Origin of the sequence: Tardiphaga sp. 839_C3_N1_4 (genome assembly GCF_051811045.1) — a bacterium.
Classification (GTDB): Bacteria; Pseudomonadota; Alphaproteobacteria; order Rhizobiales; family Xanthobacteraceae; genus Tardiphaga.
The window spans coordinates 219,713-237,235 of the sequence record NZ_JBPWQD010000001.1 but is presented as its reverse complement, the minus strand read 5'-3'; the positions used below and the strand labels follow the sequence as shown (position 1 = coordinate 237,235).

The window sequence follows — 17,523 nt, the reverse complement described above, 5'->3', positions numbered from 1 at the left end:
GCTCAGGCGCCGGAGGGATCGGCGGTGCTCGGCGTCGCCGGGTTCGCCACGTCGATGGCCACGGCCTGCGCCTGTGCCACCGCGGGTTCCTTCGGCAACATGTCGATGATCCGCTGCTGAATCGACGCCGGCGTGATGCCGAAGAATTTCAAGGCGTCCGGGATGGCGGCTAAGGCCTTGTTGGCCGCGTCGGCGAGAGCTGCGTTCTGGACCTCGACCTTCACGCCATCCAGCTTGACGGCACCCATCGCAATCAGGCTCGAGGCCTGCCGCTGAACGAAGGCCGTGATTGCCTCGCGGTGCTTGGCCTCGATATCGATGTTGAACTTATTCTTCACGACAATGGCCACCCAGCCGATCAAACCGGCGATCAGAGCCGTCACGACGCCGTTGACGATTTCCTGCAGGCTGCCGTTGATGGCTTGGCCGATGTCGATCGAGGCAGCAAATGCGGCCGGTGCGGCCACGACAAAGAGGGCAGCCGCAAGGGCCGCCAGAACAAAGCGCTTCATAGTTTCACCTTTGAGGGTTTCAATTTGCTCGGAGGCCGCCGAGCGCGGTACGGACTGCGCTGGAAATCAGAGATGCAAATGCGCAGAAAACTTGAGCTAGCGATGATCGCGATTTACGGGGCTGTTCTGCTCACCGGGATCTCATTCGAGGCCATCGCGTCGATCGTCAAATAGCTCGGCCACCGACAGGATGCGCGATGCAGTCGCGCGGCGGAACACAAAGCGGCTGCCGTGATTGTCTGCTCAAAGGATGATCAGATGCGGCTGCCGGAAAATGATCGGGAAGAAACGAACGATTTGATCCTCGCGGCCCTTGCGGCCGCGGCTGTGATCGTCAGCCTCGTCTACCTGCCGATTTGGTATCAATGAGTACGAGAGCCATGATCACAAAAGACGGAACAACGGTCGTCGGATCTAATGGTGAACAGGTAGCCAAACTAGCTGCCGCACGCAGGATCTTGGAACGGGCGCGCGCCATGCTTGAGGACCAATCGGAAATCAAGCCTCCGACCCCGCCTTCACCGCCTGCCCGGTAACTCCCATCTTGCGGCCAGCAGTCGGCAGCGGCACGCCGGCGGGCCAGCGGATCGCCTCAATGGGGCGGGACTTCGGGATCTTGGTGACATTCACGCTGTCGGACTGGTTGCCGCCGCGGCAGTAGTAATAATTCGCGTCTTCGGACTCATAGAGCGTGACGTGGCCGCCGCCGGTGCGGCTGTAGACCATCACAGCGCCGGGTGTCGGCACTTTGAGCCGCTGGCCCCAAGTTGCCCACGCGAGCGCTGAGAGCGGTGCTCTGGCCGGCTTGATGCCATTCACGGCGAAGACGTAACCGATGCCCAGGCCGCACCACGGGATGCTGTCGTGATTGTACCAACCGACGTTACCCTTCAGGTCCGGATAACGCCGCACGATCTCGTGCGCCATCTCGATGATGAATGGGTTGTCCTTCGAGGACGGGGCTTCTTTCGTGCCGGTGATGGCGCGCATCGTCGAGAGCCAGGGCGCGACCTTCAGCACCGACGGCGGCGGGGCAATCTTGTCGAGCGCCTGAGCCGTCGGCGCGTCCACCACCCCATCTGGCGCCAGCCCGTGGCTCGCCTCGAAGGCCTTCAAGGCCGTCTGCGTGATGGTTCCGAAACCGCCATCGGCTTCGAGGTCGTACCCCGCGTTGCGCAAAGCGAGCTGTACGGCTGTCACGGCCGGCCCCGTTGCGCCCACGCGCAAGGGTCCGGACGCAACGAGTGCGGCGATTGTCATGGTGGATTTCCTGTTTAAGAGCGGTGTGGTAATTGCTCGGCTAGGGCCCGCACTTTCGCGGGCTGTGTTCAGCAGAGCACCGGAGGCGCCAAGCGATGAAGGTCATTGCAGATCTCGACGAACTTGACCGACACCTTGTGCGACTGGAGGACGCCCGGCGCATCTCGGACGCCAAGCTGCGTGAAGAGTTTGACGGGTTCTGCATGGAATTTTCGGCGCCAAAGGCCGAAGATCCAGACAGCGACGAATATCGAAACGAGCAGTTCGCGATCTATGAAAAGATCGCCGGTAAGACCTATTCGACCGCCAACGAAGTTACGTCCTTCGATCCCATCACATCGGCCGACGTACCATTCCCCTACGTGACGCAAGGCTGGCAGGTGATTGGCGATCACTTGATGGGAATCGGATTCATCATCAAGTGCATGGAGCTAAAGGCCGGATCTTCTGTCCTCGAATTCGGACCGGGTTGGGGGAATACGAGCATCGCGCTCGCACGTTCTGGCTATGATGTCACATGCATCGAGATTGAGAAGAATTTTGTCGCTTTGATAGAAGAGCGTGCACGTCGGAAGTCTCTGAGCCTCCGAGTAATTCAAGGTGATTTCCTCGACGCCGCGAATCTGGGGCGCAAGTTTGATGCCCTCCTTTTCTTTGAGTGCTTCCACCATTGCGCCAGACACAACGACCTTCTTGATATACTCGATGATCTGGTCAACCCCGGCGGCATAGTGGTGTTTGCTGCTGAGCCGATCACTGACGCCTTCCATGCTCCGTGGGGCATTAGATCGGACGGTCAAACGCTTTGGGCTATCCGGAATTTCGGATGGCTGGAGCTTGGCTTCACGGAAACGTACTTCCGTAAAAGCCTCAATCGACGTGGATGGGCTGTCGAACGGCGCCATTGCCCCGATACAAGCATCGGCACCGTCTATATCGCCAAGCGAGAAACAGAAACCAAGCGCAAGACGGAGCGATACCCGACGACGCTGAAGATCCTGAGAGGGCTGCATCGCAGGCTGGCAGCTCTCATATCGCGGCTCGGCTCGTGACCGCTTAGGGCAGCACCGCAACTACACATTCAGCAACGGAAGTCGGCTGCACGTTAGTAAATGGCGTGCTCGTGCCGCCTTGCGCGGAACCTGAAAATGAGGAATTTAGACCCCAGTTATTCGGATCGAGCGTCGTCGCGCTCACCGCAGCAAACGGAACGAAGCTAGCTGCACCTTGCTGAATGTTGGAGGCTTGCGTGCCACCATAGAACTGCTGCGGCGAACTAAACCCCGTCGAAACCAAGCCCGAAGGCGTGTAGGGCGGCAGGTTGATAGTGTTTAGCGTCGTGGTGGCGCTGCCCAGCAGCGTGTTGTAGACGCTCGCACCGGGCAATCGTGAGGCTCCAGAATCCCGACCTACGATCGCCACGCCTTGGCAATTTTTGACACCGATCGTCGTGCTGTCTCCCCCGATGCCGTAGCCAGGAATAATCGTTCGCACGGTCTGCGAACCCGTTACGGTCGCGGTATTGGGCGACGACATAACGATGGTCGAAGACGTGACGCTGGCAATAGTCGTTCCCGATGGAATGCCAACGCCTTCAATAGGCATGCCGGCGCCGAGGCCAGCGGTATTGGGAACGGACGTGATCGTGTTGTTGCCCGACGTCAGCGTCCCGGTCTGCGACCGTGTCATCGCCGCGAAGTAGTCAGGAAAACTGGCCCGTGCGATTGCCTGTCCCTGACCGACGACGGTCTTGGCCGGAATGGTCGCAAAATCACCATGCAGCACGGTCCCCAGAGGGACCGCCGGATTGGTGACGGCACCGCCATCGATCCTGTTGACCGTCAAGACACGCCAGTTTCCGCTGCCAAGGTACACCGCCTCGGCTGCATCCCCCGCAGAAGCCGTGTAATCCCGTAGCGCCGGCAAGATCATGGACGTCGCGTTATAGGTGATCGGCGTGGCGCTGTTGAAGATCAGCGTCTTGCGCACGCCGACCGCGCAGGCCGAGCCGAACGACGTGATCGGCGTCGTTCCGGTGATGGTTTGCAGCGCGGACGGAGATGCGCAGATGTCGGTCGTGGTGTTGGCTGTGATCGAAGACGTCCCGCCCCCGACTGGCGGCGACCAGACGTGGTTCACACTGTCGATGGAGCCGACGACGACCCAATTGGTACCGTCATAGCGCTTCTCGACGTTAGGCGTCACCGAGGTGTCGAGCCAGGCCTGCCCTTTGACCGGAGCTGCAGAGCAATCAGTCGACGGCGGCGAAGCACCCGAGAAGAACGACGTCAATGCCGCGATGGCATCGTTCATTTTCTGCGTCATCGTCAGGCCGGAGACCGTGCCTGTCGTGGGTAGGCAGCCGGAGCCCTGCGCGGCTTGAGCGAGTTGCGCATACCAGAGCGTAATCACACCCGCGATCGCGAGCGCCATCAACCGAGTTTTCATCGGGGAAGTCCTTCGTTCAGTGGGAGATTGCTAATGTGATCCGCGCGCGATCACAGCTCAGACTCGGCTGTAAACGATGCGATGTAGTCCGAGTTCGTGGCGCTGGTGAGCCAGGATGATCGCGTGCCGACACGCACCGAGCTTGTGGTCGCCCCGCTGATTGCCCAGACATAGGCGATTGTCGGGTTCGCGCGCATCACGACCGGATACTGGATCATGACGTTTGCGTCGGATCCTGTCCGCACAGTGCCGGCGACATCGTCGTTGCCGTTGATCAGCTTCCAGTAATATCGATAGCTCTCACTGAGTTCGGCAGTGATGCTGCGCATCCGATAGGGCGACGCCACAGCGCCGGCTTCCAGCTTGACTTTCCCGAGCGTGCAGCTGCTTGCGCCATTGCCGAATTCAACGGCCATGGTCGTGCCGCCGGTCTGTCCGCTGATCGTCACCGGCCCGGCCGAATACGAGCCCGAAGGCGTCGCCGTATTGATGCCGAAGCGCGCCTGGCACGTTCCGGTCCAGCTCAGAGTGTATGTGCCGCCCTCAACATTCTTGTCTTCAACGACCTGCATCAGCGTCTTGTTGGCCGCGATGGTGATCTGCGTCGGACCAGCCGACTGCGTGAACGAATAATCGCCGCCGCTGCTGCCAGCCTTCCATCGGTCGTGTCCCTTTGCGCCAGACGCCAAAGTGGCGGCCGATGCATATCCACGCTGATTGATCCGGAATTCCGGATTGATCAGGATGTTGTCGCCGACCGCAACCGTGCATGTGCCGGTCGTGGTGATAGCGCAGGTGCCGGAGAGGCCGACGCCCTGCCCGGCGGCGATCGTCACGCCGGTGACGCCGCCGCCGCCGCCCCCAGCGCCTGGTGTCGTGATAGCCCGCCAGCGCGAAGCTACGCCGTCGTACTTGATGGTCACCGACGTGTCGGCCGCGAGCGTCATGTCGCCGCCAAAGAGGAAGCGGTTTGCGGCCGTCGAACCCGCGTCCTGATTGGTTAGGACAGCATTGAACGAGCCGACATTATGGATGATCCGGATATCACCCTCGGCCTGCGAGCAGGACAGCCCCGTGACGTTGCGGGACGCATTGGTCGAGATCCGCAGGGAGGTCTTGGTCGCGCAAGTGTTGCTGCCATCTGTGGCCGTGTAGTCGTTTTGGTTGGCCGTCAGCTGCGTCGACGTGACGAAGGATGAGAGCTTCAGTGTTCCTTGGACGTCAGCCGTCCCTGTCATCGATGGGCTAGCTGCGTTGAGCTTCAGCGCAATGTTGCCCACCACCTTCTGAAAAGCCGTCAGGATCGAGTCTGACGGCGAAACGGTGCCGGCGCCGGCAGCAAACGCGGTCAGCACTTTCGCGATCACGGGAGCATTCGTCAGCGTGGTCACGTTGCCGACCGACGTCACGTCGCCGGTCATGTTTGCGTTGGTGGTGACGTTGCCGGCGGTCAGGCCCGCGGCGGTGCCGGTGATATTGGTCCCGACCATCGATGATGGCGTTCCGCCGGCGCCGTTGAACAGCAAAGGCGCGCCGGCCGAGCCGATGTTGACGCCGAGGGCGGTCGCAACGCCGGTGCCGAATCCGGTGATGTCGGACGCCAGCCGTACCGTGCAGACGTTGCCCGTCGAACCGCAATTGAAGGTCGTGTTAGTGAATGTCTTGGCGGAAGCCCACTTCGTGGCGTCGCTGGTGTTGTCGACGTTGCCGAGACCGACATCAGCCTTGACGATCCAGGCTTTGATCCACGTCTTGATAGCGGCCAGCGTCTGCTTAAGGTTTCCCCCGCCCTGGTTGGTCGGGAACGTATCGGCGTCGGCCGCCGCGGCTGCCGCGGACATTCCAGAGAACGCCGGCAATTGCGCGACCGCCGCTGTCCCCGCGAGATCGGTGAAATTCGGTTGGGCGCAGTTCGGCACGCCCGATGTTGAAATCTCGTTGAGCCACTGCGAGGCCGAACAGGTCTTGGACTGCACGCCGCCAAGCGTTGACGCCGTGGGAACGGGCAACCGCGCAGCCGGCAGCGTGCCGGTCGTCAGGTCGGCCGCGCTGGAGCTGGTCGCCACCGCAGCGATCAGCGCGCCATTGCGATACGGCGTCCAAACATGGGTGGACGTGTTGAGCTGACCAAAGGCCACCCACGACGTGCCGTCATGGGTCTTATAGGTGACGACTGGCAAGGCACTGGTGTCGGCCCAGCACTGGAACGCCTTGGGCGCGGCGCCTGGACCGTTGGCCGGCGCCGATGTTCCCGAGTTGCACGACTGGATCGCCAGCAGCGCGCCGTTGATCGTGGTCATCACCTCGGCCATCGTCTTCGGTCCCACGACGGGACCGACGATGGTTCCTTGGTCGGCGCGCGCGGGCGCGATCATCAGCAACGCAAGCGGGAGCGCTCGCAGAAAGCGGAGAGCCTTCATTCGTTCAGTCCTTTGATGGCTAGAAGATCACCAGCCCTGGATGGTGATGTTGGTCTTGGGCGCGTCGGTCGGCGTACCGGCGAGGCGCGGGATGATGGTGCAGCCGTTCTTCGTCAGGCTGGTTACCTCGAAGGTGAAAAGCGACCCCGACGTGTTGGTGATCTGGATCGCCGGCAGGTAGTCCGTGTTGGGCCCGCCGTTGAACGGCTCCGCAATCGTCTTGCCATTCGATGCAAAGACGAGCGCCAGCCCAGTTGATGGCACTGTGATGCCGTTCAGTGACGTGCCGACGCCCGCGACAAGCGCCCACGTATCAAGTCGATCTGGAACGTCGACCGTCATCGTGAATGCCAGAGCTATTGCGACGATTTGCGGGTCCAGCGTGTTCAGCACCAGCCGCGCGCGGAAGTGCCGCCCGACATAGAGGCCCGGTTCATATTTCACCCATGGGCCGAACGACACGTCAGAACTGAACACGTCCGGTTCGGCAAAAATGTCGTTGCCGGGGTTGTCGACGGGATCGAGCGCGAACACGTCGCCCACCACGTCGTTTTGCGCAACGGAGACCTCTGGATAGACCTGGACCAAGTCGCCGTTGCCGGTCGCCAGGATGTCCGGGCTGCTGAGAATGTCAGGGTTGGCCAGATAATCGTCGGTGACGACCTGGCTGGTGCCTTTCCATGTGATGGTGACCCGGCAGGCCGTTGCGCGGCCGGCGTCCACATAGCGGGACGGGTGGATCTCATAGGTGCCGTTGCCCTGCCCGCCGGCATTAAGGACGTCTTGCGCAGCGAGGAAGTCCGCGATCGAGAGATAGTCACTTGAACCGCCTGTGCGGATCAGGGAGCCGGACTTGGCCACCGTGCCCGTGAAGACACCATTCCAGCCGTCGGCCTGCTCGTCCCGCACCGCCAGGACGTTGCGGACCAGAGACGAGCCGACGATTTCGACCGCAGCAGCATTGACACTGTACGCCCGCTGCTGGTCCGGGCCGACATAGGCCTTGACCCAATAGAGACCGTTGCCGTGTGCCGGGAATGGTGGATGCGCCACCGTGCCGAGCTCAAGGCCGGCCTCCCAGCTGTCGCCCTTCCGCACGGCGTAACGCAGTGGCCTGTAATCGACGACCTCGTCCCATGAGATCGAGCCATTATCGTCGACATAGACCGCCCCGCGGATCACCGTCACATCTGGCGCAGGCGCCGAAAGCCCGAGCAGCGTCAGGTTCGAGAGCGTCGCCCACCCGGAGACGGTGTTGTCGTCGAAGATAAACCGGACGCGATAATTCCAGAGGCCGGGCGCTTCGAGCGGAACATCCACCGAGAACTGCGGATAGGCCAGCACGGTCAGCGGTTGCCATGCCGCGTCGCCCCGCGCGATCTGCACCTCGGACGAGGCAATCTTGCCGCGCCGCGCCGCCGTCCACGACAGGCGGATGATGGCGCGAACCGAATTGCCCTGCCCGTCGACCGCCTCAAGATAACGGAAGTCCTGCGGGGCCAGCGTAAACGGGTCCGGCGGGATCGTGACGTTCGGGTTGTAGTCGGGTATCGCCCCTTTATCCGCGAGCGAGATTTCCGGGGCGTCGTCTACCAGCGTCAGGGTTGCGATCAGATCCTTCTGATGCGTGATGCCCTGCACACGGTAGACGGCCGATTCCTGCTCGCTCTCACCAAAGCCGAACAATGTGCCGCGCTTGATCAGCGACAGGTCGCCAACCAGCGTCAGGCTTGAATACTCCCCGGGTCCCGTCGTCGGGTCGACCGATCGATTGAGCGACCGCGCATCCTCCGGAACGCGGAACTGGAAGCCATAGGTCTTGCCGGCTTCGACCGTCAGGACCTCGTCGAAGGTCACAACCTGGCCGTCGACGGACTTCACTCGCCCTGACGCCAGACCGATCAGCAGCACATCATGGGTGACGCGGACGCGATCACCGCGCGTGCAGACCAGATGCTCCCAGCCGACGTTGAGCGATATCTTCTCCGGCCGGAGCCGGTTCTGAGCGATGTGAAAGCGGCCGTGCTTCCAGGCTAATGCGGGATCAGTGACGCCTGGAAACTGCAGGCCCTCGAACAGCGTCGCGTTGCTCGCATCATATCCGTCGTCATAGACAATGCGCTCGTCCGACGTGAAACCGTTATTCTCGTTGATGAAGTTGACCCGCCAGCCATGCGGCTGCTGCGCATAGGTGCGTTGGCCCTGAAACCCCCACGAGTTGCGCGGTGTGAAGTGCTGCACCGGCGTGTCGGTGGGCCGGTCCCAAATGACGCCCCACTTGCCGTCGATGAAGGTCGGCACTGCCCGGCCAGCCGCGGCGATGTCGCACAGTTTATCGTAAACCGATCCGACCGAATTTAGCACCTGGTTGAATTTGAACCCGTTGGCGACGCAGTAGGACCACCATGCCTGCAGGTTGCCGATATCGATCTGCGAGTCCGGCACGGGCCGCGCGTTGGCCGGACCCTGCAACACATGCCGAAACAAATCGGACGGCCACTGCGAGGCGGTGTTGGCGTTCCAGTTCGCGCCATCGAACGCGGGGACCAGTGACTGACAAAGGCCGTTCAGCGAGTTGATGACGCCGGACAGCTGCCCGCTTGCACGGACGCGGATGGCCGTCAGACACAGCGGCTTCGGAAAGGTGATCGGCGGCGCGCGGCGGAAGCTGCGCAGCACAGTCCAGAACACCTGATCCTTGACCTTGTCATTATTGGCGTCGGCACTCGCCTTCTGCAGCCGGACGTCGTATTTGCCGCGCGGCACTGCCACGCGCATGCCTTGCCGCACAGGGCTGGTCGACCGCGTGATGTTGAAGGTGCCGATCCCTACCCAGTTGTTCTGGCCTTCAAGGCTGTATTGAGCCGAGATAAGGACCCCGTAATTGTCCTGCTCTCCGGTGTTTGCATTGATGATGTAGATGCCCTGCGGCGCAGCGACATCTACAGCAATCTCGTCCGTATCGTCGGCCGTGGTGCGGACTTGCCAACCTTCGACGCTTTTGAGCTCGATGGACAGCACCTGCTCATCGAGCGGGCCTGGATAGAGGTCGATGACAGGATCATCGGCATAGCCAGGACGATGCTGGATTTCCACATCTGCGAATGACGTGATCGGCGTGTCGCCAATACGAAGGTCTGTGACCTCCATCGGGCCGTAGCCCCAGACGAACAGCAGCCGGAGATACTGATCATCACCCAGCAACTCGGTGTAGGTATTCGCTGCATAGTACGGCGCCTGCCGATGCCGGCCGAGCACCACGGGCACCGGACCGAACGGGCTCGCCTGGTTCTGCGCGCCCTGAATGGAGTTCAGCGAGCCCGGAAGGGATGCTGCAGCATCTGAAGGCCGCGTCGGGAATAGCGCATTGAGCGCCATTGTCCCGGCCAAGACAATGCCGCCGGATACCAACGCGCCGGCGACCGATGCGCTCAGCCCGATAGATGTCCCCAGCGCCGTTCCTGCCAACCAACTGCCAGCAGGGCCCGCAAGGGCGAACGCTGCGACGACCACCACGAGCGACAGAACGGAGCGCAGGAGGTTGCCGTTCTGAGGCCGCAACGTGAAGGTCAGTGTAGCGCCCGCCTTGACGCGAACACGCGACCAGAGGCGCTCCTTGATTACATGCCCGTCAATGTGGACAATGAAATCCCTCCGGAGAACCATACCTGGGCGGCTGGCCAGTGCCTCCATCAGGATTTCGGTGACCGAAAGACCCGCGCGAACGTGGCACTCTATGCGTCCGCCGTTCAACGGATGCGTCTTGCCGATCGCGCGCACCGACGCCTCGGGCGCGATGATCTCCCCGTGCAGCGGTGCTTTGATGAGAGCGTTCATTCATGGTCTCGATACCGATAAAAGCCCACGACCCGATGCTTCAGCGGGCCTTCGCGATAGCGTTCGATCATGCTGGTCTCGCCGGCCGACACATGGAGCAGCCGGCCCGGCTCGGTGACGATGCCCACATGGCGCGGGAAACGCCCTTCACGCATCAGGACGGCGTCGAAGGCCTGCTCTTGCCCGGCGATAATCTCGTCCCACGGGTCGAGTTCGTCGGCTATCAGCGCCGCCAAAGCCTCGCGATCTTCAGCAGTGACATATCGATCGGAATAGGACGGGAGCTCGATGCCGCGCAGTTCGCGCATTACAGCCAGCAGCAGGCCCCAGCAATCGTATGTCGGACCCCTGCCCTTGTCGGCGTATGGGAGGCCGACAAAACGATCGAAGGTCATTAGATGAAGAGACCAGGAAAGAACGACGGCAGGAATTCGCCTGCTGGATAAGCCTCGCTGGTCAGCGCATCCATAGTCAGATCGAATTGCAACGTCGAGGCGTCGTAGGTCAAGTTGGACATGTCGAGTGCCGGCCAGTTCATCTCAACCACGTCCGGGTCAGACGCCAGTACGGCTTCGATTTTCACCGATGGGGGTGAATTCACGGAACGTGCGAGCGGCACAAGGTCACGCCCGACGTTGGCGATCGTCAGCTTCGAGGCTGGCGGTGACTTGTCCTGCTCATCTGGAATAGTCACCTCGATGCCCGCGTACAGATACGTGTTGCCCCGACTAATCGTGCCATAGGCCAGCGGATCGGTACCAAGCCGCGTCGTCGGGTCTGTAGTAAGAAAGATTGGCTCTGGCAGCTCCGGGTGCGTGATCTCCAATAGGAAGATCGGCACCTCGCCGGACTCCTGGCCAAACAACGCTTCGCGCAAATTGAGTGACAGCACTCTCACGGTAGCACCATCATCGATAGCTGTACCCGGTACAGCTCACCGCTCAGGGCTGACCAGGAGGGCCCCGCCCCCTTCGGAAATTTGACCAGCAACGTTCCGTCCTGAATTTGGTCGGGAAATTCAAACGGCAGCGCCCCACCCATGAGCGTGGTGTCGAAGAACGTTCGAAGTGTTGCAATCTGGGCCGCACTCATTTGCATGGTCCCCGAGAGCGGCCGCATGACGGCGCTCGTGCGGCGGCGGCTGATGGATGGCCCCTGATCCGGTTGATATTCAAGCACGCCATCGCCGACGCCTTCAGAGAAGCCATTCTGCTCAAGTTCCTGGGGAAATTCGGCAGGCCATGCGTCAACCACCGCGACGTACCAATCTGCCGCGTTGGCTTAGAACTTGACTTGACGCGCTGCCCGGGTTTGCCAAATTCTTGGCATTGGCCGCATCGAGCATGACTTCGATGTTGATGGACCCGTCGTCGCCACGGCGTGTGTCTGCCGTCGCCGTCGTGCCGGCGGGCGCATTGTGGATGTTAACGCTCACCGGTGCGTTGTTCTGCCCGAACGGCAGGCGTTTGACCCCGCCCGCTGAGTTCAGCATTCCGCCGTCGGCAAAACCTGGCAGGTATGGCTTAGAGATGTGGTTTGGAACGACCGTGACGCCGCGGCTGTGAACGTTGATAAGCTCGGGCCCGCGCTCGCCAACCACGCCCCAGCCCGGTCCGAACGTGCCGCCATTGGCTGCTGCGAACGGCGTCGGACCGCTCGGCCCGCCTAACATAATTCCCCCGTTTGCCACCGTGCCGGTACCGATGCCCAAGAAGCTCATCAGACCACCACCGCTCAGCGAGGACTGCAGGCTGTCGATAAGCGGCTTGATGATCGTCAGCTTGATCACAGCATCCGTTGCAGCCCTGACGATGGTGTTGCCCAAATTCTTGAAACCGTCGGCAAGCGACGTGGTGCCCATGAGCATATCGGTCAGCGCCGGCGAAACTGCATTCACCGACGTGGTGGCGAACTGGTCCAGTTGCGTCCGAGCGCTCCCAGCCTCGTTAGCGAGACGCTGCAGGCCATCTAGCGGCGCCCCGGCCACAGCAGCCGCGTCACGCAACTGTTCAACGCTCTTTGCAGCCATCGTGTTAGCCGCCGCCCACTGCTGGACGTTGTTCGGATCGAGCAGCTTCTGCGCGACTAGAGCCTGCAGGTTGTCGTTCGCGGCCTTCTGCGCTTTGGCAAAATCGAACACGCCGACGGAGGCCTGCTGTTGGATCCGGTACTGCTCGAACTGCGCAAGTGCGATCAGTTTGAGACTATCCGCCTGCTGCCTGGAAATGCTGACGTTGTTGAGCGCGGCTGCGTTGATCTCGAGCTGCTTCTGTCGGACCACATCTTCTGCGGTAGCAAGCGGCGCCAATAGGCCCAGCCGCTGCTGCTCAAGTGCAATCTGCTGCTTCGCCAACGCGGGATCGAATGTCTTCTTGTCGGTCGGGCCAGCCCCAAACGCGCCCGTCGCGTTGTAGATGCCGTTGGCCGCGTTCTGGCCGAGCTGCGTGCCCATGCCCTGCCGAAGTAGACCGAGGCCCTGGTTGCGCGCGCTGTTGGGATCTTCGGGCCGGTCAAAGCCCATACCCTGGAGCTTGCCACCGAGCCACGTCCCCTGATGGGCAAATGGCGTGTTCAGGTTGTTCAAGCCGGTCTGGACGTCGAGCGCCGACTTTTTCCCCCATTGGGAAAAATTGACCCACATCTGCTGGAATCGTTCGTCGAGACGACGAGCATCATCAAGCTGCTGGTCGGTGAGCTTCGTAGCTGCGAGGGACTGCTTTGTGATCGAGTCTGCGCCCTGCTCCATCAGCTTTGCGAACTCACGCGTCGCCGGCAGTCCGGCCTGCTGAAGGATGCTGAACTTCTGCGCTTCAGAGCCAGCGTTTTTGACCATGTCTGCAACGACACCGAACGTGGTGGCGGTGTCGCTTACCGTCTTGCCGTTGGACCGGAGCAGCGTTTGGAGGTCGCCAAGTCCGTGTTTTGCTTGGTCGACCTGGCCATTGAATGCGAGCATCGCCGAATTGAATGCGTCGCTTCCAACGCCCTTGTAAGCCGCCGCGGTCTGCAGGCCCTGAAACTGCTGCCCGCCTACATTGGTTCGTTGAGCAACGTCCGCTGTCGCAGCAAGCGCGGAATTCAGGTTCCAGACGAACTGCGCAGCCTCCTTGATGCCGGTCAAAGCCGCGCCAGCGATGAGCCCCCGCGTAAATCGCAACGCGAATTTATCCATGGTGCTGGTCGTCGCCTCGGTTTTCTTGCCAAGGTCGGCGTTGTCGTTTGCCGCCTGCTTTGCACTCGTTGAGAGATTGACGATAGCCTTCTGTGCGGACTGCGATGCCACGGCCATTCTCGCGGTTGAGGCATTGAACGCGTCCGTGCGCCGCTGCATTTCCTCCGTGGAGACCCCGGCGCGCTTTGCCGCAGCGTCCATCGCACGCAGGGCGCTCTCCGACTTCTGACCAGCCTGGGAGAGCTTGCTTGAGGCCTGCTCAGCCGAGTTGGCAGCTGCGGCCAAGCCCTTCAGATCGCCCGTGGCAGATTTCGCCTGAGAACTATCTACGGCAATGCCAAGCTGGGCAACGTCGGCCATGGTTATCCTTTGCGCCCGCCGAACATGGCGGCGAACAACTTTGGGGTCATCTTCTCGGTGGGCTTTGGCTTATCGTCCGGTGGTGGAGCGTCGCCCCCGCCGAAACAGGCCTGCAGCATTTTCATGCGACCGCGATAAGCGGTCTCGATGTAGGGCATCGAGGTGTTGAGAGCTTGTTCCTCGGACCAGCCGAGCCAGCCCGCGGCTATCTCTTCGAGCCACGCGTGATATTCCGCGTGGCTTACGCTTCCCCCGCGGCGCCGTCTCCGGAGCCTGCCGCCAGAGGCCGCCCGCCGTTGGCGAGCAGCATGACGAACTCGGACAGCTTCTCGGTGAGGTCGACGAGGCCGGTCTTGTAGACGGCTTCCTCTACGTCCGCCGGCTTGCGCCCGAGGCCCGCCGCAACGACGTGGACATAGGCGTCCATGTCGAAGACGGCCAGCTTGCGCAGCACCTCACCGAAGCCGCCCCCGCTGTTGACCAACTTGCCGGCCTTCAGCGTGCAGCGGAGGGTTTCGAACTTGCCGTTCAGTTCAATCTCAACGTCAGACATCGATCACCTATGCCGCGGCCGCAACTTCGACGATGTTCGAGTTGACCTCGATCGTCTGGTTCAGCTTGCGGATGTTGTTGGCGGTGCCGCTGCTCTTCGCTGCGCCCATGACGAGGCCAACGAAATAATTCAGCGTGCTGGTCGGCACCGTCGTCCGGGTATGCACGCCGCTCTGGCTGCCGGTGGTGGCGATGGCGGCGCCGCCCGGCGTAGCAGCGACCGAGTAGGAGTTTGCGGTCAGACCGGACGCGAGAACGTAATAGGTGGTGCCGGCGGTCAGGCCAGTCGGCAGCGCGCCCGTGGTGGTGAAGCTGATCGTTTCACCGCCGACAAAGCCGTGTGCGGTGTCGGTGAACACGCCGGGCGAAGCGATGGTGACGGTGACCGGATCGGCGTCGACGGCGGGGGCGTCACCCCAATCGATCTTGAAGGCGTAGTTCGACTTGGACTTGGACGCTGCGATCATGGCTTGCTGGCCGGCATCACCCGTCAGGATGGCAAAAACGTTCTGCATCGAGCCCGCATTGGTCGTGCCCTTCTGCTTAATGGTGCGGCCGCGGTTGACGAGGTCGGTCGAGATCAGCGCGGCGCTGTCGCCGATGTCGCCGACCTGCTCCCAACCGTCGACGAGCGTCCACGTCTGGCTGGCAAAATCGGCAGCAACGAAGTCCGCAGCCTTAGTGGCCAGCACGCCACCGATATACAGCTTGGCACCCGCCACCGGGTAAAGGTCAGTTCCAGCCATTGATATTCTCCAGGGTTATGGCCGTGCAAAGCACAGGTAGGGGATGCTGATCGGAATCATGATCCATGATCCGTCCTTCAGCAGTGATCCGCGGTAAGGGGCGCGATTGATCAGGGTCGACGTGCCGTCTTGAGCCAATCGCAGCCCGCGCGGGAAATACTTGATGATGTCCGAGGCAATGCGTCCGGGTGCATATTCCCCGGCGCCGATGCCGTGGAACACGTCGATCTGGAAGATGCCGTAGTGTTGCACATGCGCATTGAAGGCGATGCCGACCTCAAAGGACGGCGCCGGCAGGAAGGTGGCGCGCAGCCATTTTGCAGTCTGGTTCTCAGCTGGCGGCGTGAACGCAACGTTTGGCAGCGAAATTGTGAGAGCGGGAGATTGCGCCGCTGCGAAAGCTTTGGCACGTTCGATCAACGCCTTATCGATCGCCACCTCAACGGGTTCAGCCATTGCCTAAATCGCTTTCAGATAACGAGGCTCATGAGCGACTTGACGCCGCACGCCAGTTGCTTGGGACGGAGCCCGGCAGGACGGTGAGTGCGAACACCGCGCTTGAATCCGCCCGCTTTGCGCTGCTGATGCTGCAGAATGGGCTCCTGAAGGCCGCTGAGGATGCCGACGCTAAGAGCGACCCGCTCTCCCCTTCGCCTCCTGTGTCACCTGATCAACCGTGACTTGCCATTGAGCGGCCGCGAGACGAACGAAACCGGCTGGGGCCTGCAACGAGCTGCCATATTCCAGATAAATCACATAGGCGGCCGTCCAGCCCGCATAGACGGTATCGCCGAGCTGGGCGCCATTGATCGTCAGGACGACGCTGCCGAGATCCACGCTGTGCAAAGAGCCGCGTTCCTCATCTTCTCGGCGCCGTCGAGGCGGCACAGCACCCGCGTTTATTGGCGGCATCTGTTCGGTTGATGCGCGAATGGATGCCCGCGCGAAGCCGGTGTCAATTGGCACTCCATTCGCCGCCATAGAGACGACACGCTGAGTGCTCTCGCGGAATACCGCGAGCATGCGCGCCTCAGTCTCCTTCACCCAATCGTCGACCGTTGCCGCGAAATTGACGTTCTCGACGACAGACATCATTTGATCCCGGCTAAGAAATCCACCTTCGGTTCACGCCAGCAGCGGCAGTTGATCACTTCTGCGGCCGGCCCCGCTGGATCGCCGGGGTAACGCAGTCGCGCTCCCGAACCGGTAACGAACGGTAATCCGAAAGGCCTGTGTTGCCCGTCCATGAAGAAGTGTGTGTCCCTGACCCGCTTGTCGCGCGCCGTGCGCCACGCATAGGTGATTGTGCTCGACGCGATGGCGCCAGACTGCACCGCCTGCTGCATGGCCTGCTCCTGCGCCGTGTGCAGCGCTGTGATCGCCTCCTTGCGCGCGATGGTCTCTGCCCGATAGCGCAGCGCGCGGTTGTTGTAAGCCCGCAGCATCTTCGTCGCGAGCCGAAGCGGAACTTCTTCGTCGCGTGCCGCGTATGCCTTCACCGTCTTGTCGAAACGCTTGTCTCTCAAGGTCCGGGTAAGAGACTTCAGCGGGTCATCGGTGAGCTCGTGGGCATAATTGACGACCCACTGCATCTGAGAGCGGGTCAGACCAATCAGCCCACCCTGTCTTACACCGTTGGCACCGATGCGCCCGACGAGATCCAGGGCAACAGTTCGCGGGTTCGTCCCTTTCGACATCCCGCTAACCATGACGTCGCGCATCATCTGATTCTGGTCGTCAAAGACCTCGCGGATCAGGTTGCCCGAGTGGTTTCGAAGCCAGTCCTCCGCCGCCGGGTTGCGGATGTTGAATTGAATCTTCACCCGAAAACCCTGTGCATCCTTATAGGTCGGAATGGACGAAGCGGTTGCCGCGCCTCCGGCCTCGAAAGCATCCACGATGGCCTTGTCGAAAACGCGGAACTGGCTCGGATCAAGGCCAACCGCTCGGAGCGCTCCCTCTACATCGCCTTTATCCAACATTCGAGCGATCTGCTCGATCTGGGCACCATTACGCATGAGCTGGACTGCATCCAGAAACGCCTTGCGCAATCGTCCGTCCCAATGTTCGATGATATCCTCAAACGACGTTTTCACAGATTATCTCTATTCCAGTCGGAGGCTATGGTGCCCGGCACTCCACATTCTCACGACCATCACAAACAGGAAACCAACGATCATTCGGTCCCAAAACATCAACCAAGCCCTGATCGCGAA

Annotated in this window: 15 protein-coding genes; 1 reads left to right on the top strand and 14 read right to left on the bottom strand. The window is 61.5% G+C overall.

Annotation, left to right across the window (positions count from 1 at the left end; genetic code table 11):
* Window positions 1–2 precede the first annotated feature (2 nt).
* Together AB8A38_RS01395 and AB8A38_RS01390 are read right to left on the bottom strand one after the other, a co-directional pair.
* A complete protein-coding gene (locus tag AB8A38_RS01395) occupies window positions 3–512 on the bottom strand; it encodes a hypothetical protein (RefSeq protein ID WP_439084685.1) in 510 nt (169 codons plus the stop codon).
* Window positions 513–1,010: 498 nt separating this feature from the next.
* Window positions 1,011–1,772, bottom strand: coding sequence for an NlpC/P60 family protein (locus tag AB8A38_RS01390; RefSeq protein WP_439084684.1), 762 nt, complete (start codon window positions 1,770–1,772; stop codon window positions 1,011–1,013).
* 95 nt (window positions 1,773–1,867) lie between these two features.
* Here AB8A38_RS01390 and AB8A38_RS01385 point away from each other — a divergent pair, with 95 nt between their 5' ends.
* Complete coding sequence (locus AB8A38_RS01385; protein ID WP_439084683.1) at window positions 1,868–2,824, top strand: class I SAM-dependent methyltransferase; 957 nt, start codon at window positions 1,868–1,870, stop codon at window positions 2,822–2,824.
* Window positions 2,825–2,828: 4 nt separating this feature from the next.
* Here the strand turns inward: AB8A38_RS01385 and AB8A38_RS01380 are convergent, their stop codons facing one another.
* The 12 genes from AB8A38_RS01380 to AB8A38_RS01325 all read right to left on the bottom strand — a co-directional run bounded on the left by AB8A38_RS01380 (window position 2,829) and on the right by AB8A38_RS01325 (window position 17,403).
* Complete coding sequence (locus AB8A38_RS01380) at window positions 2,829–4,220, bottom strand: hypothetical protein (RefSeq protein ID WP_439084682.1); 1,392 nt, start codon at window positions 4,218–4,220, stop codon at window positions 2,829–2,831.
* A gap of 50 nt (window positions 4,221–4,270) precedes the next feature.
* The gene (locus AB8A38_RS01375; protein WP_439084681.1) at window positions 4,271–6,640 is read right to left on the bottom strand and encodes a hypothetical protein; all 2,370 of its coding nucleotides are present in this window, start codon (window positions 6,638–6,640) and stop codon (window positions 4,271–4,273) included.
* Between the two features lie 27 nt (window positions 6,641–6,667).
* Window positions 6,668–10,477: a host specificity factor TipJ family phage tail protein gene (locus AB8A38_RS01370; protein ID WP_439084680.1), complete on the bottom strand. Its 3,810-nt coding sequence runs from the start codon at window positions 10,475–10,477 to the stop codon at window positions 6,668–6,670.
* A complete protein-coding gene (locus AB8A38_RS01365) occupies window positions 10,474–10,872 on the bottom strand; it encodes an NlpC/P60 family protein (protein WP_439084679.1) in 399 nt (132 codons plus the stop codon). The genes AB8A38_RS01370 and AB8A38_RS01365 overlap by 4 nt, the downstream gene beginning before the upstream one ends.
* Complete coding sequence (locus tag AB8A38_RS01360) at window positions 10,872–11,369, bottom strand: DUF1833 family protein (protein WP_439084678.1); 498 nt, start codon at window positions 11,367–11,369, stop codon at window positions 10,872–10,874. Before AB8A38_RS01360 ends, AB8A38_RS01365 begins: the two co-directional genes overlap by 1 nt.
* Before the next feature lie 2 nt (window positions 11,370–11,371).
* Window positions 11,372–11,731 carry a hypothetical protein gene (locus AB8A38_RS01355; protein WP_439084677.1) on the bottom strand — a complete coding sequence of 120 codons (360 nt, stop codon included), beginning with the start codon at window positions 11,729–11,731 and terminating at the stop codon, window positions 11,372–11,374.
* Window positions 11,724–14,009: a hypothetical protein gene (locus AB8A38_RS01350; RefSeq protein WP_439084676.1), complete on the bottom strand. Its 2,286-nt coding sequence runs from the start codon at window positions 14,007–14,009 to the stop codon at window positions 11,724–11,726. The genes AB8A38_RS01355 and AB8A38_RS01350 overlap by 8 nt, the downstream gene beginning before the upstream one ends.
* 241 nt (window positions 14,010–14,250) lie before the next feature.
* Entirely contained in the window at window positions 14,251–14,562 is a 312-nt protein-coding gene (locus tag AB8A38_RS01345) for a hypothetical protein (protein ID WP_439084675.1), read from the bottom strand.
* Between the two features lie 7 nt (window positions 14,563–14,569).
* The gene (locus tag AB8A38_RS01340; protein WP_439084674.1) at window positions 14,570–15,307 is read right to left on the bottom strand and encodes a hypothetical protein; all 738 of its coding nucleotides are present in this window, start codon (window positions 15,305–15,307) and stop codon (window positions 14,570–14,572) included.
* A 15-nt stretch (window positions 15,308–15,322) separates the two neighbouring features.
* Window positions 15,323–15,763 (bottom strand): phage tail terminator-like protein, encoded by a 441-nt coding sequence (locus tag AB8A38_RS01335; RefSeq protein WP_439084673.1) that lies wholly within the window; start codon window positions 15,761–15,763, stop codon window positions 15,323–15,325.
* 171 nt (window positions 15,764–15,934) lie between these two features.
* Window positions 15,935–16,399 carry an HK97 gp10 family phage protein gene (locus AB8A38_RS01330; RefSeq protein ID WP_439084672.1) on the bottom strand — a complete coding sequence of 155 codons (465 nt, stop codon included), beginning with the start codon at window positions 16,397–16,399 and terminating at the stop codon, window positions 15,935–15,937.
* Complete coding sequence (locus AB8A38_RS01325) at window positions 16,399–17,403, bottom strand: phage minor head protein (RefSeq protein WP_439084671.1); 1,005 nt, start codon at window positions 17,401–17,403, stop codon at window positions 16,399–16,401. Before AB8A38_RS01325 ends, AB8A38_RS01330 begins: the two co-directional genes overlap by 1 nt.
* Between the last annotated feature and the right edge of the window lie 120 nt (window positions 17,404–17,523).

What these genes read in the sequence shown, in the direction of transcription:
- AB8A38_RS01395 (WP_439084685.1), bottom strand. Translation starts at nt 512, where the DNA reads ATGAAGCGCTTTGTTCTGGCGGCCCTTGCGGCTGCCCTCTTTGTCGTG.
- AB8A38_RS01390 (WP_439084684.1), bottom strand. Translation starts at nt 1,772, where the DNA reads ATGACAATCGCCGCACTCGTTGCGTCCGGACCCTTGCGCGTGGGCGCA.
- AB8A38_RS01385 (WP_439084683.1), top strand. Translation starts at nt 1,868, where the DNA reads ATGAAGGTCATTGCAGATCTCGACGAACTTGACCGACACCTTGTGCGA.
- AB8A38_RS01380 (WP_439084682.1), bottom strand. Translation starts at nt 4,220, where the DNA reads ATGAAAACTCGGTTGATGGCGCTCGCGATCGCGGGTGTGATTACGCTC.
- AB8A38_RS01375 (WP_439084681.1), bottom strand. Translation starts at nt 6,640, where the DNA reads ATGAAGGCTCTCCGCTTTCTGCGAGCGCTCCCGCTTGCGTTGCTGATG.
- AB8A38_RS01370 (WP_439084680.1), bottom strand. Translation starts at nt 10,477, where the DNA reads ATGAACGCTCTCATCAAAGCACCGCTGCACGGGGAGATCATCGCGCCC.
- AB8A38_RS01365 (WP_439084679.1), bottom strand. Translation starts at nt 10,872, where the DNA reads ATGACCTTCGATCGTTTTGTCGGCCTCCCATACGCCGACAAGGGCAGG.
- AB8A38_RS01350 (WP_439084676.1), bottom strand. Translation starts at nt 14,009, where the DNA reads ATGGCCGACGTTGCCCAGCTTGGCATTGCCGTAGATAGTTCTCAGGCG.
- AB8A38_RS01345 (WP_439084675.1), bottom strand. Translation starts at nt 14,562, where the DNA reads ATGTCTGACGTTGAGATTGAACTGAACGGCAAGTTCGAAACCCTCCGC.
- AB8A38_RS01340 (WP_439084674.1), bottom strand. Translation starts at nt 15,307, where the DNA reads ATGGCTGGAACTGACCTTTACCCGGTGGCGGGTGCCAAGCTGTATATC.
- AB8A38_RS01335 (WP_439084673.1), bottom strand. Translation starts at nt 15,763, where the DNA reads ATGGCTGAACCCGTTGAGGTGGCGATCGATAAGGCGTTGATCGAACGT.
- AB8A38_RS01330 (WP_439084672.1), bottom strand. Translation starts at nt 16,399, where the DNA reads ATGTCTGTCGTCGAGAACGTCAATTTCGCGGCAACGGTCGACGATTGG.